This is a genomic window from Streptococcus uberis (genome assembly GCF_900475595.1).
GTDB lineage: Bacteria > Bacillota > Bacilli > Lactobacillales > Streptococcaceae > Streptococcus > Streptococcus uberis.
In genome coordinates this window covers 1442466-1459592 of sequence record NZ_LS483397.1, presented here as the reverse complement: position 1 = coordinate 1459592, position 17127 = coordinate 1442466, and the positions used below count along the sequence as shown (strand labels likewise).

Below are 17127 nucleotides of genomic sequence, written 5' to 3'. Positions count from 1 at the left end.
CATGCTATACTATTAGTGAAAAGTATCACATTATGGCTGATAGCTTAGTCAAAACATGATGTGTTTATTCTTTTGAATAAAATGAAAACGCTTAAGAAAGGTGTGTTCTCCTATGACAAAAACAGTAGAAGTTGGTCAGGTAGCAATTGGTCAAGGACAACCAAAAATCATTGTCCCAATTGTTGGAAAAACCAAAGAAGATATATTAAAAGCAGCAGAAGAAATAAGTCAAATAGCATGTGACTTTGTGGAATGGCGCATTGATCATTTTGGAGAGGTTGAAGACTTTGAAGCAGTAAGTGACCTTTCCCACCAGGTTAGAAGTGCATTAGGCAAGCCTTTGTTAGTAACTTTCAGAACACATAAAGAAGGTGGCGTTTATCCTTTATCAGATGACAAGTATTTTGAGCTCTACAATCATTTGATTGAAAAGGGGAGTCTTGATTTACTAGATGTCGAACTCTTTATGCCAGAAAAACAAGTCAGTGATTTATTGGCAAAAGCACATGATCACCAGATCAAAATCATTATGTGTAATCATGACTTTGATAAGACACCAAGTAAGGATACTATTGTGGAAAGATTAACCATGATGGAAGAAAAGGGTGCTGATATTTGTAAGATAGCTGTCATGCCACAAAGTAATCAGGATGTGATTACCCTAATGACAGCTACTGTTGAAGCAAGACAAAAATTACAGAATCCTTTAATTACCATGTCTATGGGATCATTGGGAATGGTAACACGCGTCTCTGGTGAAGCCTTTGGATCGGCAGCGACTTTTGGAGCTGCTCAGGAGGCATCAGCTCCAGGACAAGTCCCTGTTACCCTATTAAAAGAGATATTGAAGACATTTTCATTAGAATAAGAAAAGGAAAGCAAATGACTAAAACATTATTAACGCCAATTACTCTGCCATCTGGACAAGCTCTGAAAAATCGGATCCTCATGGCGCCAATGACCACACAATCTGCATATTTTGATGGTAGTATGACAGAAGAATTAATGGCTTATTATGCAGAACGTTCTGGAAATGCGGCAGCCATTATTGTTGAGAGTGCTTTTGTGGAGGATAAAGGTCGAGGATTTTTTGGAGCACTTGGAATTGATCATGACGATAAAATTGAAGGCTTGAGTCGTTTGGCTAAGGCCATAAAAAATAAAGGATCAAAAGCCTACATTCAAATTTATCACGCAGGCCGTATGGCCTGGCCAGTGATGAATGGTGGTGCAACACCTATCTCAGCTTCAGCAGTTGCAGCCCTTCGTCCAAATGCACCAGTGCCAACAGAAATGACACACCAAGCCATTTTGGAAATGATTGACGCTTTTAAAGAAGCTGTTCGTCGTGCTATTAAAGCAGGTTTTGATGGTGTTGAACTACACGGTGCAAATACTTACCTCTTACAACAATTTTTCTCTCCACATTCAAACAGACGTCAAGATGCTTGGGGGGGAAGTCGTGAGAAACGGGCAAAATTTCCTCTCGAAGTCTTAAAGGCAGCTCATCATGTTGTTGCGGAAGAAGGTGCCCAAGATTTTGTTATCGGTTATCGTTTTTCGCCTGAAGAGTTGGAAGAACCGGGTATCCGTTTTGAAGACAGTATGTATCTTCTAAATACACTTGCTGAAGAAGGCTTAGATTATGTTCATTTCTCAATGGGAGATTACCTGAGAACATCTATTGTGGATAGCAACGATTTAGAACCAACTATTGCTAAATATCATAAACTACGTTCTGAAGCCTTAGCTACAATTCCAGTCATTGGAGTTGGTGGTGTATTGCAAAAAGCTGATGCTGAACAGGCATTAGAAGCAGGTTATGATATGCTTGCAGTTGCCAAAGGATTTCTTGTTCAAAATGATTGGGCGCAATCCATTATGGAGGGTAAAGAAGTTCCAACATTTGCAGATATTAATGACCGTGAAAAATTAGTCATCCCAACTCCTTTGTGGAAGTTTATGGATGATACCTTCTTCCTTGTTAAAGATACTGTTGCAGAAAGCAAAAAAGCAGAGCGCTTGAAAGCATTAATGACCAAACCTTTGGAATACACAGCAGGTGAGTACCGAGTGATGGCACATGGTCACAACAGTGAATTACCTATGAAGGTCACCTTTAGTGAAAGTGCAATTACTGCCATTGAAATCGATAGTGCCGGGGAATCAGCTGGTTTATCAGACTTGGTCTTTGAAAAAATGCCAAAACAAATCATTGATTTCCAAACCCTAAATGTTGATGCTGTTTCTGGGGCATCCTCTACCAGTCAAGGGGTTATTGATGGGGTTTCAGATGCTGTCCTCCAAGCTAGTGGCCAGGATGCTGTCGATGTCTTAAAAGCTCGTCCAAAACCAACTGTTGTTCGTTCTACAGAAGTTGTAGAAGAATCAGCAGACCTCGTGGTTGTTGGTGGTGGTGCAGCGGGAATTGCAGCAGCTCTTCGTGCTGACGAGTTAGGCTTGAAAGTTACCTTGCTAGAAAAACTAAGCTTTATCGGTGGTGCTATTTCCGTTTCAGGTGGGAATCAGGTCGTCATGGGTTCACGCTTACAAATGGAAGAAGGCGTGAAGGATGATAGTCCTGAACTCATGTATGAAGACTTTATGGCAAATGGAAATCATAAAAACGTTCCGGAATTACTAAGTTTGTTAACAGAAAATGTTGGTCAGGCAACTGATTGGGTACATGACTATATTGGAGTTCAATACGACAAAGGCTTGCATGTCCTTGCTGAGTATCGTAAAGATCGTGAATTGGCTTATGCCCATGGGGGACATGGCTTCGCTGACACCGTTCGTTCTAAAATGGCAGCATCAGGCGTTAACCTTCTTCTCCAAACGAAAGCAGAGAAGCTCTTGCATGACGGCCAAGGAAATGTAACAGGTATCGTAGCGGTAGAAGAAACAGGTAAAACCCATCGTATCCAAACTAAAGGTGTTATTTTAACAACTGGTGGTTACGGTAATAATAAAGCCCTCTTAACGGATGAACTAAAAGATGTTCTCTTTTACGGAACAAGTTCTTCAATGGGAGAAGGACTCCTAATGGCGCAAGTACCAGAAATTGATGCTGCTAGCCGTCTCATGGAATTTGGGAAAATTTATCCAAATGGTGTTGAAGTAGCGCCAGGTTATGCCAAATCAACAATTGGTGGTAACCTAGCCGTTCTCAAAGAAAATGGTCTCTTAGTCAATACAGACGGGCAGCGCGTGGTCAATGAACGAGCAAGTAACCACGATATTTTGGAAGTGTTAATGGAACAAAAATCTAAATTACTTTACCTCTTATTGGACCAAAAACACTTTGACATTTTCCGAAAAGAAATTGCTGAGGGTGGTATTTCAGAAGCTGAAGTTGAAAGCTGGTTAGCGGCAAATGGGCAAAAAACACCATATCTTTTCCATGCGGATAGCTTAGAAGAACTAGCAGCATTAGCCGGTATGGATCCTTCGGCATTAAGTGATACAGTGTCACGTTACAACAGTTTTGTTGAAATGGGTAACGACCAAGATTTCCACCGTGAATTGCGATTCTTACAAGAAAAAGTTGGTCAAGGCCCTTACTACATGATTGAACAAAGACCTCGTTTTGCAACGACAATGGGTGGTTTAGTTGTTAACGACCATTTAGAAGTTGAAAATACAAAAGGTCAGGTTATTAAAGGCCTGTATGCGGCAGGAGAAGTTGTCGGTGGTGTTATGGGAACAGATTCCCCTTCAGGTGCTAATAATGCCTGGGCCTTAACTTCTGGCAAACTTGCAGCAGAAAGCTTAGCAAGTAGCATTTAGGAAGTTTTCATTTAGCATAAGCTCAAGTGTCTTATCATTTGGGCTTTTTGCTTGGGAAAATGGCTGAGCAGAGAATGTGATATACTAGAAAGAGTATAAAGGAGTTAAAATGTTAGATATTCTCATCAAAGCTAGCGCTTTTGTATTGGTCGTCCTACTGGGCTATTTATTTAAGGTAGGAGGCATGATCTCGGATAAGGAAGGCAGAGCCATGGCTAAAGTTGTCATGAATGTGACACTGCCATCGGCATTGCTCATTTCAGCTAAAACCATTACGATTTCTAGCCAGCTCATTATTCCTATGATGATTGCCCTCCTAGGTAACTTTTTGATGATTATGATTGGTTATCTAAAGGGGCGTGGCAAGACCCCTCTTGAGCAGTCTCAAGAAATAATCCAACTAGCTGGTTTTAATGTTGGTAATTTTGCTTTTCCCTTTGTTCAAAGTTTTTTCCCTGCTTCATACTTGATTACTGTTATACTCTTTGATATTGGAAATGCTATCATGGTTTTTGGTGGAAATGTGTCAATGGCGAGTGGTTTGGCAAGACTAGATGGTCGCATGACCTTGAAGAAATTTATCTCTAAACTTTTTCATTCTATCCCATTTTGTACTTATCTTTTCTGTTTTTGTTTAGCTTTTTTTCGCTTGCAACTACCTGATGCCGTCCTTTCCATAGCTAAAATTGCTGCAGATGCCAATCCCTTTATGGCTATGTTAGTGCTAGGCATTATGGTTGATCTTCGGATGAACAGGACACAAGTTGCTGAAATTGTTAGACTCTTGGGACTTCGTTTATTGGGTTCAGGGATAATGATTGCTCTTGTTATGCTCCTTCCTTTGACGAGCATTGCTAAAGACATGTTGACCATATGTTTGTTAGCCCCAATTGCAGTTGTTTCGCCAATATTTGCGCGTGAATTAGGAAGCGAAAGTGCAACGCCTGCCACCATTAATTCTTTGACCATTATCTCGAGTATTGTCCTCATAACGTTATTTATTATCCTTCAAGCTTAATTCTGAAAGATTTAGGCAAGAGTTTTACCAAAAAAACTAATTGGTCAGCAAAGCTTAAGGAAAGCTTAAGTGACCAGTTTTCGGAAAAAGATTTCTGGTAATTGCCTCTTGTTTTTGCTATGCTATTACATAGGAAAAATGAAAAATTAAAGGAACACTATGTTTACAGATTTTATTAATATGATTTTGACCAATTATGGTCTATACGCTTTTGCCATTATTTTTGTCATTATTTTTGTGGAAACGGGCTTAGTTTTCTTCCCATTCTTACCTGGGGATTCTCTTTTGTTTATGACAGGTGCATCCATTGCTAAGAGTGGTTATAATCCCATTATTTTTATCATCATTTTAGCTATTGCTGCGATTTTAGGGGATTATGTAAACTATACCTTGGGTAAAAACTATGGATTAGCGTTAAGGCGTGTTCCCTTTTTTGGAAAGTTTATCAAGGATGACCATATTGCCGAAACAGAACACTTTTTTGCCAAATATGGGAACATTGCTATTTCCCTTGGACGTTTTGTCCCAATTGTTCGCACCTTTATTCCTTTTATTTCAGGTATTGGTCGCATGGACAAGAAGAAATTTTTGCTTTATAACTGTATTGGCGGACTCTCTTGGGTCATCATCGGTTTACTAGCTGGCTATTTCTTTGGAAGTATACCATTTGTTCAAAAACATTTTGAACTGATTATGTTAGCAATCATTTTTGTATCAGTATTACCTATTATTTTTGTTGCAGTCAAGCGTCAGTTGAAAAAATAAGAGAGAGGATAAGTTCCTCTCTCTTATTTATGATTTAAACCGCGTTTCAGACTCTTGAACCAACCGATATCATCAGTTTGTAGGATAAGACCTGAATAAGATTTACCAATATACATGGTGATGAAAAGGGTTGTAAGAGCTAGAATTAACAACGATATCAGACTCTGATTCAAATGGGCGAAGCCATTAATCAGACGAATCGGCATGAAGAAGGTTGAAAAGAATGGAAGGTAGGATCCAATCTTAAGAAGGAGGGGATCAGAATTGCCTTGACCTAAAACAAAGGCTCCCATAAATGCCGCAATGACTAAGAAAATAGGAAGTTGAGCTGCTTGATTGGCTTGTTCTGGTCTAACCACAAGTGAACCACAAAGTGCAGCTAGGACCACATATAGTAAAATGCCAAAGATAGCAAAGAATAGAATGCTCCAATCCAAATGTTTGATAAGACTATCCAATAATGGTTTCATATTTTGAATCCATTCCTTAGTCATTTCAAGTTTATTTGCTAGTTTGAAACAGAGATAGCCACCCGCCACATAAATGGTCATGTGGGTTAAAATGACGGCAAAAATACCTAAAATACGACCATAAAAGTAATGATTCGCTGGGACACTTGAAAAGATTACTTCCATAATTTTTGTCCCTTTTTCACTAGCAATTTCTTGAGCCGTTTGAGATGTATAGATGATTAGAATCATATACATGATAAAGGTCACACCATAAAAGGAAATGTATTTACTAATTTTATCATAGTTGGTATGACTGGTCGTTTGCACATCAAGCTTTGCTTGAGTTGATAGCGTTTCTAATTGTTGCGGACTGATTTGAGCTTTAGCCACATTTAAGGTTTGTTGCAGACCATTTAATGATTGGGTTAATAAGGCTTTCTGACTTTGAGATGGTTCCTCCTTGCTAAAATACTTAGCTGTGATCACCTGGTTATTTTCAGAAAGAGTGATATAAGCAAGGATTTTATCTGATTTCAAATCTTTTTTAGCTTTTTGGACATCCTTATAATCAAAGGTAACATGATCCAGCTGTTTAAAGGCAGCTTTCATATTGTCTTGGGGAAGAATAATGGCAATCTTATTTGATTTTTCAGCAGAAGAACCACTAACGTAGCCAATCCCTGCAGAAAAGGCTAAAAAGAGAAAGGGTGATAATACCATCAAAACAAATGACCATGACTTGACCTGTCTTAAAAAGGTTTCTTTACATACAATGAGGATTTCTTTCATGATACAACTCCTGACTTCATTTTAAAGATTTCATCTATGGTAGGTGCCTGTTGATCAAAGGTTGAAATATAGCGACCATTAACAATGGTATTAAAAACAGTTTGCCCAACCTCTTCATTTTCCAGAATCAATCGCCATAGGCCTTGATTGGATTTCTCAATAGAATGAATGCCTGGGATTTCATCAAGTAGTGACCTGTCAATTTCAGGGGATAAATAAAGTCTTGTTTTTCCAAATGATTGGCGAATATCTTGAATACTACCATTCAATTCAATTTTTCCATCTTGAATCATAATTAACTGATCACATAATTCTTCGACATTTGTCATGACATGATCTGAGAAAATAATGGTAGCTCCTCGATCTTTTTCTTCCAGGATAACTTTTTTAAGAATAGCAGTATTGACTGGATCTAGGCCAGAAAAAGGTTCATCTAAAATGATTAAATCAGGTCGATGAATTAAGGTAATAATCAATTGAATTTTTTGTTGATTTCCTTTTGAAAGGCTTTTAATCTTATCCGTAATCTTACCTTTTACGTCTAACTTTTCCATCCAAATAGGAAGTTCACGGCTGACTTCTTTAGGAGACATCCCTTTTAAACTGGCCAAATAGCGAACTTGATCAAAAACAGTTAACTTAGGGATGAGGCTTCTTTCTTCTGGAAGATAACCTATTCGAGGGTATGTTTTAGTAGTAATAGCTTCATCATCCAAAGAAATATCTCCCTTGTATGAAACAAAGTGCAATAAGGAATGAAAAAAAGTGGTTTTACCTGCACCATTTTTCCCTACAAAACCACAAATACTTCCAGATGGAATCGAAAAGGTAAGGCCTTTGAGGACTTCTTTAGATCCATAACTCTTTTGCAGCTGATTAACATGTAACATGGCAAATGTCTCCTCTTTCTATTTGTAAAGGTTGCTTTACAAAATTAGTATAAAAAATATGAAGGACTTTTGTCAAATAAAAATGAGAAAAAGAGAGAATTTTGATAAAAATTCTTTAATGATTTATAATAAGGTAAAGCATATACAGGAGAATAGCCAAATGACAGTAGATTCAAGAATTGATAAGCACTTAAAAAACCTTGACATTGGTTATGATATTGTTGAACACCCACCAGCCTTTACCACTGAAGAAGCTGATCGTTATATCGAGGGCTATGAAGGCGTGCGAACTAAAACAATGTTCTTAACAAATAAGAAAAAAACGGCTTATTATTTACTCATCATGGATGACCAAAAACCTCTGGACATGGAACTCTTCAAAGAACTCGTTAATGCTAACCGTATCCGAATGGCTTCCGCTCAAAGTTTAGAAGAAAAAATGAAGGTCAGTCCAGGTATGGTTTCTCCATTTGGCCTCTTAAACAATGAAGGCAAGGATATCCAAGTTTACTTTGACAAAGACATCTTAAAAGAGCCTATTCAAACCTTTCACCCAAACGACAACACAAAGACTGTCTTTATCAAGACTCAAGACATTTTAACTTTTATTGAATCCCTTGGCTATGTTATCCATGAGGTGACTTTATAAAATGACAAAAGAAACAATCAAACATTTGGTTTTTGATTTAGATGGCACTATTGTTTTTGATGGCAAAGCTATAGAAGCTAGTTTATTAGAACTATTAAGACAATTACAAGAAAAGTATCATCTAATTTTTGCTTCCGCTCGTCCTATTAGAGACATGATGCCCCTTCTTGGCGACTTTGAAAAGTCGGACCTCATAGGGGCTAATGGAAGCATGTACCGTCAGAATCAACTTATTCACTTAAAGGATTACTTAACACAAAAGACAAGTGAGAAAATCCTTCAACTGATTGACACTTATGATTTAGATTATATTGTTGATTATGATTGGGACTACTCTGCTAGAATCAGAGATAAAGACAATCATATTCTTGAAAAACTTGACCCTGATTCCATAGCAAGTCAGGTACCACTATCACAAAAACAGGTGACTAAAATCATTCTTTTTGGAGTTAACCCTGATTTGGCTAAGCTCTTCCAAGAATTGACAGAAGCTACTGTTTTGTATCATGATTTGGTAGAAGAACTTGTGATTACTGCAAAGGGCATTGATAAGTACAATGCCGTTAAAGCCTTAATTGGAGAAGAATCTTATATAGCATTTGGAAATGACCATAACGACATAACCATGTTAGAGAATGCTCAAAAAGCTATCTGCTTAGGAAATCTCTTACAATCAACCTACTACCATTCTATGGATATATCTGAGCTTAGAAGATACTTGGAAGAACTTGTATCCATTAAATAGCAAAAGAGCTTAATCAAAAATGAATAAGCTCTTTTTTTACGATTTATAAAGAAATGGTTAAGCTGAAAAATCATTCAAATCTTACTACTAAATCTAACTTTTAGAATAGAAAAACTGTTTCGTTTTAATAATACAATAGAAATTTCTATAATCAAATGTTATACTTATAAAGTGATTAGTTATAAATAAGGTTCTTATAAAAACAAAATGATAAAAGGCTAAATAAGAAGGAAGATAGAAATGTTAAAGAAACTGATGATTATTCTACTAGTGATGTTAATGATTATTGGAATAGGAGTATTTTGGATCTGTCACAACTTTTTACCGGAAAAGGAAGAAAGAATTGCCTATGACAAAGAAAAAAGAATTCAGCAAATTGACAAGCAGTTGCTAGGCATTGACCTAACCAGTGTCAGGGCCAAAAGTGCATTAATTATGGAGAAATCAATAGATGACTTACAAATGGCGATAAGGACTGGAAAATTAAGTTATGAAGAATTGACTGCCTTTTATCTAGATCGCATTCGAACTATTGATTTGGGACCCAATGGCCTAAATGCTACTGTGGAAATCAATCCCAATGTCATGGCAAAGGCACGTGCTTGCGATCACCATTCAGAAAAAGGGCGTGGCCTAACTGGTATTCCAGTATTAATAAAAGATAATATCAATACTAAAGATATGCCGACCAGTGGGGGTACTTTTGCTCTCAAGGATTTTAGACCAAAAGATAATGCAACTGTGGTTAACGAACTGATTAAAAGCGATGCTATCATATTAGGAAAGTCAAATCTATCAGAACTAGCCAATTTTATGGATTTTAAGATGCCAAGTGGATATAGCTCTAAAGCTGGACAAACACACAATCCTTTTAATCCTATGAAACTATCCCCACTAGGTTCAAGCTCCGGAAGTGGAGTAGCGGTAGCAGCAAATTTCAGCACAGTAGCTATTGGAACAGAGACAACAGGCTCTATTATTGCTCCTTCAACCATCCACTCTATTGTCGGATTTAAGCCTCAAAGAGAGGCCATTTCTACTGAAGGTGTTATTCCCTTATCGCCTACATTGGATACGGTTGGAACGATGGCTAAAAATGTTGCAGATGCTATTTCGTTATATAATGCAAGTATCACTGATAAAAGCAAGACCATAACATTGAACAATTCTAAAGACTTTATTAAGGGGAAAAGAATTGGAATTGTGGGAGATAAAGAAAACAAACTTAAGACCCTATTAGTCAAAAACGGAGCAATTCCTGTAAATATTTCTATCTCTGAAAAAGATATCGATAATGACTTTATGATTAATCAAGAATTTAAAGGCCAATTATCTAACTATCTTCAGAAATATGATGCTCCCGTAAAAAGTTTATCAGACTTAATCGCTTTCAATCAAAAAGATTTAGGGAGAAGAGCAAAATATGGTCAAGCTCTTCTTGAAGAAGCCAATGAAGAAAGAAAACAAGAAAAACAAAAAGTCAAAAAGATGGTGGCTATTGCGCAAAGACGATTAAAAAACCAATTTATCAATAAAGAACTAGACGCTATCGTTTTTTATGATAATTCCGGCGTTCTCTTGCCAGCAGTTGCAGGTTATCCTGAAATGACAGTTCCGATAGGTAAATCTAAAAAAGGAGAGCCAATCGGTGCAAGCTTTGTGACCTTAAACAATCAAGAGCAATTCTTAGCGGACCTTTCTTATAGTTTTGAACAAAAAACACATGCTCGTCTCATCCCCCAAAAATATTTAGAGAACTGATTAGAGAGTGGTTTCAAGTATGCTTGTTAGCTAAAAGATAGAGAAATTCATGCTTTATGATAAATTGTGTAGGAATCATAATTAAACCTTAAATTCTTGACTAAAAATAAAAATAGAAATCCTCGTCTAACAAGGATTTCTATTTGATTTATTTGCCACCACCGAGAATCGAACTCGGAACGAAGCATTACCATTGCTTTATTATACCATTTAACTATAGCGGCTACTCTATCTATATTACTATAATTTGACCTTTGGTGCAAGACTATTTCTTCAAAAAGTTCTCCACAAAAATGATTTTTTTTGAAATTTCATTTCACACTTTTGAGGAAAATCATTAATTTGTGAAATTTGATTACAAATCAAGGAAAATCAAATTGTTTAGGTATTTTAATTATGGTAAAGTAAAAGAAAAAGCCATCCTATTCTAATAGATGTTGGTCAATCAGGAGGAAAATATATGACATCTGGACATAAAGCCTGGAAAGTCTTAATAACATTATGTGGTTTATCAGCCGCAACAATTGGCGTTTCTATTAACACATCTGGCGTCTTTTATGGCGTTGTTTCTGAAGCACTAGGAATTTATCGTGGCTCTTTTGCCTTTCATATGACCATATTTTCTATTGTTACAGCCATTGCAGGACTCTTTGTTATCAAGTTATTGGAAAAAGTACCTTTCAAATTACTCATGTGGGTTTCAATAGCAGTTGGCTTTGCTTCAACGGCCTTAATGGGCATGGCAAGTCATTTATGGCAATTTTATCTGCTCAGTCTTTTACGTGGATTCAGTACGGGAATGTTTTCTATCATGACCTTGACCTATATCATTAATTATTGGTTTAATGAAAAAAATGGTCTGGCTACTAGTATTACCTTGAGCTTTAGTGGCATCATCGGTGCACTGATTTCACCTGTTCTTGCCAAAGTGATTCAAAGTCAAGGTTGGCAATTTGCCTTCTTGGTTCAAGGACTCATTTTCTTGGCTTTCTGCCTGCCAGCTCTACTATTTCCCTTCAAACTAGATCCAAGACAAGAGGGCTTAACTGCCTATGGATTTAAGGAAAAAGAAGAAGTTCAAGATGCGTTAACTGACTTAGAGCCAACTAGCCACTTTAAAGTCAATAGTACCTTAATTGCCATGATTGTTTTTGGTGTTAGCTTGAGTTTCATTACCAGTATGGCTCAACATTTCCCAGGCTTTGCAGAAACCCTTAACTTAGATGTCACTGTCGGAGCAAGTTTATTGTCAATGGCTATGCTTGGAAATATTCTTTCAAAATTGGTGGTCGGCTTCCTTTCGGATAAAATTGGCGCAATTAAGGCTAACTTTGTCCTTATTTTTGCACTCACACTCGGTATTTTGCTCCTTATTATTGGGAAAACACCAAGTCTCTTAATGCCAGGAGCCTTCCTATTAGGAGCAAGTTTCGGTATTTTAGCTGTAGCAACCCCATTACTGACGCGTCATATCTATGGTGTGAATGATTATGGGAAAGCTTACCCATTGATTGGCTTCGCTTCAAACTTAGGTGCGGCTATTGCCTTCTCAGCCATTGGCTTCATCTATGATTTCACAAAATCTTATTATCCAAGTTTATTTCTATTCTTAGCCCTAATTGCCATCGGTAGCTTAGCTGTTATCTATGCTAACAAAAAAGGCAAAGCCTAAAAGGAGAATTCTATGTCAGTAACATTTAGTCCAGCAGGACAAGCAATGCCTGAAAAAACGATTAAGCTCCCCATTTCAGCCTTCGACAAAATAGAGGGTACAAAAGTTTATTGGTTAGGCAATGCCTCAATCATGATTAATAGCCGTGGAACCATTTTGCTCATTGACCCCATTCTTGATAGTTTTGACATGCCCTTATTAATTGATATGCCTATTGACTCTAAAACCATTCCCACAGTTGATGGCCTCTTAATTTCTCATATTGATAACGATCATTTAAGTTTTGAAACTTTGGAAAATTGCAAAGCGGTCATAAAAAGTTACCATGCCCCAACATACGTGGCAGACGTCATGAGCGAAAAAGGCTTCGCGGCAGAAGAACATGCAGTCGGCGCAAGTTTCATGGTGAATGATATCAAGATTACCACAACGCCAACACGACACAACTGGCAAAATAGCATGTCCAAGTACAATTATCGTGAGTGGAAAGAAGAAGAATATGTGGGCTTCTGGATTGAAACAGCAGATGGGACCATTTGGCTACCATCTGATACAAAATTGATGCCAGAACACTTAGAAATGCCACAAGCAGATATGATTCTCTTTGATTTTAGTGATAATAACTGGCATATCACTTATGAGGGAGCCTTAAAAGAAGCAGAAGCCTATCCAAAGGCAGATTTACTTTGTATCCATTGGGGATCTATTGACGCTCCAGACTGGAATACCTTCAATGGAAATCCAGAACAATTGCGCCAAGATGTTCTTAACCCAGATCGTGTTCATGCCTTGAATGTTGGTGAAGGCTTAGACTTAGTTAAAAAGTAAAACTTTTAAATCTTAAAAAGACATTCACTAAAAAATCCAAGCTCTTTTTAAAGAGCTTGGATTTTTTGTTCGTTGATTTGGTTTTACGGTTAGATTTCATCAGCTCTTAAGTCATGAGGCATGCGCTTGAATTCCCGTCTTAAGAAATAAAAGGCTGAAACAAAGGCAAAAAAGTCAGAAATTGGAGCAGCATACATGACTCCCTCAACTCCCATAAAATGTGGCAGAATGAATAGTAATGGTAGAAGAACGATGACCTGTTTCATCAAGGATAGAAAGGCACCAATTCTGGCTTTACCAATGGCTTGGAAGAAGGTCGTTGATGCAATTTGGATACCATTGACAAAAACAAAGAAGAGGAATACACGTAAATACATGATGCCAAACTGATAATAGAGTTTAGATCCTGTTCCAAAGAGTTCTAAGAATGGTCGAGTGAAGACTTCAAAACTGAAGAAGGCAATCACAGAAATAATGGTTGCTGTTTTGAGGAGCAAGACAGTTGTTTCTTTGACGCGTTCAAGATTTTTAGCCCCGTAGTTGTATCCGATAATCGGCTGAGCCCCTTGGACCAGTCCGATAATGATGGCAATAAATAAGCTATTAATCTTCATGACAATACCAGCCACAGCGATTGCGATATCGCTACCATAAATGGACTCGGCGCCAAAGCGACGCAACATGTTATTGCTGACAATTTGAATCAGTAACATAGAAGACTGGAAGATAAATGAAGAAGAACCAACAGAAACAATAGCCTTGAAGATATCAGCCCTAATTTTAAAGTCATTGGCGACCAATTTAACTGATTTAAAATGACGGAAATAGAGGGCCATATAAAGAGCTGAGAGGATCTGACTGATTAAGGTTGCAAAGGCTGCACCTTTAATTCCCCAGCCAAAAACAAAGATAAATATAGGCACTAAAATGGTATTGAGGACAGCCCCAAAGATGATGGCCATCATAGAATGGTTGGGACTGCCGTCAGCACGAATCAGTGGATTGACACTAAAGGTGAAAAGCAAGAAAGGGATACCAAAGGCTGTAATGGAAGTATAGTCTTGGGCATAAGCCATGGTCGCATCTGTGGCCCCAAAAATAATCAACAGTGGTTTCAAAAAGATGATAATCAAAGCAACAATAATAACACCCGAGAGGATAGAAAGAGATACGGCATTGCCGACTACTTTACTAGCTTTGTCCATTTGTCCGCGACCTAAAGAGAGGTTGAAGTTAGCAGCTCCACCAAGACCAAAGGTTAAGCCAAAGGCTAGGCAGAGAATGGTTAAGGGAAAAGCAACACTGGTTGCCGCATTACCTAAATAGCCAACGCTGTGCCCAATAAAAATTTGGTCGACAATATTATAGAGGGAGTTGACTAAATTGGCTGTGATAGCCGGCATAGCCATTTTAAAAAGGAGTTGGGGAATGGGTTTTAGTTGAAAATCGTTTGCTTGCATGGATACCTCGCTATTCTATTCCTGATGATTTTCCTGTAATTTGTTTAATAAGTGGCGCAAAGTCTCTTTTTCTGAATCTGTTAGAACAGCAGTGAAGCTTTCTTCAATCTGATCACTTGTTTCCAAAATAAAAAGACTAGCATTTTTAGCCTTGTCGGTTAACATAATCACTTTTGACCGTTTATCCTCAGAGTGACTTTGTCGATAAATCCATTGATTTTTTTCAAGATTTTGAAGAATGCCAGTGACAGTTGGGTTTGACATGCAAAAGTAGTTTTCGATATCAATCTGACGCACACTGGCTTCAGGTCTTAAAGTTACATATTTTAAAATTTTAAATTGACTAGGTGTCAAGCCTTTTGGAGCTAAGACCTGACTAGCAGTCTTATCAAAAGCTTGACTGGTTTTTTTGATTAAAATTCCAATATGATCTTTAAACATGATAATTGCATAGCTTCCTATCTAAATGATAGTTTTATTATAACATAGCTTCCTATCTTTTTCGATGGAAATCTCTAAAAATGTGAAAAAATTTTATTTTTACAAAGTGACCACACATATATTGATACGAGTGGGTTTCTTATAGATACTGAAAAAGAAGCAAGCATCCATGTAAGCCTTTCTAATGACTGATAATAGCACTCTCTGACTACTTATGGTATAATTTGTCTATCAATTGAGGAAGGAAGGTTTTATGTCTTTCGAAAAAGAATTTATAAAAGACTTTGAAGAATGGGTGCAAACTCAGATTCAAGTTAATCAAGTTGCAATGACGACAAGTCAACAAATTGCTCAGGAAGATGGAGACGAGCGTGCTAAAGATGCTTTCATTCGTTATGAAAGTAAATTAGACGCCTATCAATTTCTTTTAGGCAAATTTGACAATTATCACAATGGTAAATCCTTCCACGACATGCCGGATGATTTATTTGGAAAACGAAACTATTAAAATAGAAAGTAGGAAAGAATTATGGCTAAAGTCAAAAATCGTAAAAAAGAACTGAAGCAAGAGTTAAAACGTCAAGGGATTATTGGTCAAGAACATCCAAAAGTAATTTCTCTTGATGCTAATACCGATATTACAGCAATCCCTACTGATGCTGAAACAGTAACCATTACTGAGAAACCAAGTTTAGCAGAATTTGCTGACACACCAGAATTAGAAGGTGTTCGCTCAGACGCTGTCGAAAACATTTATAACAAGGGTGTCACATCTACTGACGAGTTAAAAGACATGTCAGAAGATGACTTGCTTGAAGTCAAAGGTGTAGGTCCAGCAACAGTTGAAACCTTAAGCGAAAATGTTGGTATCGATGGCAAGTTGAGCCTTGAAGACTTTTCAAACCTTAAAGAAGTGAAAGAAATCCGTTCTGACTTGGTTGAAATGCTCTACCATGAAGGCATCAAATCAAAAGCTGACTTCAAACAATGGACAGAACAAGAAGTTCTTGATATCAACGGTATTGGTCAAGGAACCATTGATAAATTAGTTGAAAACGGCGTTACATTTAAAAAATAAGCGAAGGAAGATTGCCTAAAAGGCGCTAATCTGTTAGAATAACAGTAATCAGAGTCCTAATGAGTTTGTCTGTTACAGGAAGCGGCAGTACTGAGAAACCCGCACAGATGTCAAAAGGTGTTGCTGAGGTTTACAATTGAATTGAAAAAGATGCACATATCAATGGATATGTGAATTTGGGTGGTACCGCGGATAAGCATATTCGTCCCTGTCTAGCTATGGCTAGATAGGGATTTTTATTTTGGAGGAAAACTATGATTGAACGTCGTTATACCAGTTTTAAAGATGCTGCATTATTTGAGGAAGCTATCGCTTTAACTATGGAAATGAACAGCCATTATCATAAACCTGAAGAAATCAGAGATTTGATGTCCAAAATTACTGGACAGAAAGTGCCGGATAGTCTGCGTGTCTTTCCCCCTTTCTATACTGATTTTGGCAAGAACACGACCTTTGAAGAAAATGTCTTTCTCAACTCGGGCTGTCATTTCCAAGATCAAGGAGGCATTCATATTGGCCAAGGTAGTCTAATTGGCCACAATGTGGTACTGGCAACCGTCAATCATGCTCTAGAACCAAGTCAGGACCGCAAGAATTCATATGATTCCATTGTCATTGGCAAACATGTCTGGATAGGTTCAAATGCCACTATTTTGTCAGGTGTCACCATCGGTGACTGGGCAGTAGTTGCAGCAGGAGCCGTCGTCACTAAAGACGTTCCTGCTTATACCGTGGTTGGTGGCGTTCCAGCAAAAGTCCTTAAAAAAGTTGATCCAGAAAGTTAGAAGGT

Annotated in this window: 16 protein-coding genes and 1 tRNA gene; 12 read left to right on the top strand and 5 right to left on the bottom strand. The window is 37.6% G+C overall.

Going from position 1 to position 17127, the window contains the following annotated elements; genetic code table 11:
• The first annotated feature begins 112 nt into the window (after positions 1-112).
• From aroD to DQM95_RS07465, 4 genes are all read left to right on the top strand, one after another.
• Entirely contained in the window at positions 113-868 is a 756-nt protein-coding gene (gene aroD, locus DQM95_RS07480; RefSeq protein ID WP_015911681.1) for a type I 3-dehydroquinate dehydratase, read from the top strand.
• A 14-nt stretch (positions 869-882) separates the two neighbouring features.
• A complete protein-coding gene (locus DQM95_RS07475) occupies positions 883-3789 on the top strand; it encodes an NADH-dependent flavin oxidoreductase (protein WP_111685993.1) in 2907 nt (968 codons plus the stop codon).
• Positions 3790-3898: 109 nt separating this feature from the next.
• Positions 3899-4807 (top strand): AEC family transporter, encoded by a 909-nt coding sequence (locus DQM95_RS07470; RefSeq protein WP_046388290.1) that lies wholly within the window; start codon positions 3899-3901, stop codon positions 4805-4807.
• A 159-nt stretch (positions 4808-4966) separates the two neighbouring features.
• Positions 4967-5572 carry a VTT domain-containing protein gene (locus DQM95_RS07465; RefSeq protein WP_037593322.1) on the top strand — a complete coding sequence of 202 codons (606 nt, stop codon included), beginning with the start codon at positions 4967-4969 and terminating at the stop codon, positions 5570-5572.
• 23 nt (positions 5573-5595) lie between these two features.
• Here the strand turns inward: DQM95_RS07465 and DQM95_RS07460 are convergent, their stop codons facing one another.
• Both DQM95_RS07460 and DQM95_RS07455 read right to left on the bottom strand, forming a co-directional pair.
• Positions 5596-6813, bottom strand: a complete 1218-nt coding sequence (locus tag DQM95_RS07460) for an ABC transporter permease (RefSeq protein WP_037593324.1) — start codon at positions 6811-6813, stop codon at positions 5596-5598.
• Entirely contained in the window at positions 6810-7703 is an 894-nt protein-coding gene (locus DQM95_RS07455; RefSeq protein WP_037593327.1) for an ABC transporter ATP-binding protein, read from the bottom strand. Before DQM95_RS07455 ends, DQM95_RS07460 begins: the two co-directional genes overlap by 4 nt.
• Before the next feature lie 160 nt (positions 7704-7863).
• Here DQM95_RS07455 and DQM95_RS07450 point away from each other — a divergent pair, with 160 nt between their 5' ends.
• From DQM95_RS07450 to DQM95_RS07440, 3 genes are all read left to right on the top strand, one after another.
• Positions 7864-8352 carry a prolyl-tRNA synthetase associated domain-containing protein gene (locus DQM95_RS07450; RefSeq protein WP_037593328.1) on the top strand — a complete coding sequence of 163 codons (489 nt, stop codon included), beginning with the start codon at positions 7864-7866 and terminating at the stop codon, positions 8350-8352.
• 1 nt (position 8353) lies between these two features.
• Positions 8354-9097 (top strand): HAD-IIB family hydrolase, encoded by a 744-nt coding sequence (locus tag DQM95_RS07445; RefSeq protein WP_037593329.1) that lies wholly within the window; start codon positions 8354-8356, stop codon positions 9095-9097.
• 240 nt (positions 9098-9337) lie between these two features.
• Positions 9338-10858, top strand: coding sequence for an amidase family protein (locus DQM95_RS07440; RefSeq protein ID WP_037593330.1), 1521 nt, complete (start codon positions 9338-9340; stop codon positions 10856-10858).
• Positions 10859-11011: 153 nt separating this feature from the next.
• Here the strand turns inward: DQM95_RS07440 and DQM95_RS07435 are convergent.
• Positions 11012-11082 (bottom strand) — tRNA-Thr (locus tag DQM95_RS07435).
• A 236-nt stretch (positions 11083-11318) separates the two neighbouring features.
• Here DQM95_RS07435 and DQM95_RS07430 point away from each other — a divergent pair.
• Together DQM95_RS07430 and DQM95_RS07425 are read left to right on the top strand one after the other, a co-directional pair.
• Complete coding sequence (locus DQM95_RS07430) at positions 11319-12530, top strand: MFS transporter (RefSeq protein WP_046390661.1); 1212 nt, start codon at positions 11319-11321, stop codon at positions 12528-12530.
• 12 nt (positions 12531-12542) lie between these two features.
• Positions 12543-13358, top strand: a complete 816-nt coding sequence (locus tag DQM95_RS07425; protein WP_037593332.1) for an MBL fold metallo-hydrolase — start codon at positions 12543-12545, stop codon at positions 13356-13358.
• An 89-nt stretch (positions 13359-13447) separates the two neighbouring features.
• On the opposite strand, the gene DQM95_RS07420 is transcribed toward DQM95_RS07425, so the two are convergent.
• Entirely contained in the window at positions 13448-14818 is a 1371-nt protein-coding gene (locus DQM95_RS07420) for an MATE family efflux transporter (RefSeq protein ID WP_046389558.1), read from the bottom strand.
• A gap of 15 nt (positions 14819-14833) precedes the next feature.
• Positions 14834-15259: a MarR family winged helix-turn-helix transcriptional regulator gene (locus tag DQM95_RS07415; RefSeq protein ID WP_015911669.1), complete on the bottom strand. Its 426-nt coding sequence runs from the start codon at positions 15257-15259 to the stop codon at positions 14834-14836.
• Between the two features lie 253 nt (positions 15260-15512).
• Between DQM95_RS07415 and DQM95_RS07410 the strand changes: the two genes are divergently transcribed.
• The 3 genes from DQM95_RS07410 to DQM95_RS07400 all read left to right on the top strand — a co-directional run bounded on the left by DQM95_RS07410 (position 15513) and on the right by DQM95_RS07400 (position 17122).
• Positions 15513-15767 carry a DUF1912 family protein gene (locus DQM95_RS07410; RefSeq protein WP_037593334.1) on the top strand — a complete coding sequence of 85 codons (255 nt, stop codon included), beginning with the start codon at positions 15513-15515 and terminating at the stop codon, positions 15765-15767.
• A 21-nt stretch (positions 15768-15788) separates the two neighbouring features.
• A complete protein-coding gene (locus DQM95_RS07405; protein ID WP_037593335.1) occupies positions 15789-16337 on the top strand; it encodes a helix-hairpin-helix domain-containing protein in 549 nt (182 codons plus the stop codon).
• 254 nt (positions 16338-16591) lie between these two features.
• The gene (locus DQM95_RS07400; RefSeq protein ID WP_037593337.1) at positions 16592-17122 is read left to right on the top strand and encodes a DapH/DapD/GlmU-related protein; all 531 of its coding nucleotides are present in this window, start codon (positions 16592-16594) and stop codon (positions 17120-17122) included.
• Positions 17123-17127 lie beyond the last annotated feature (5 nt).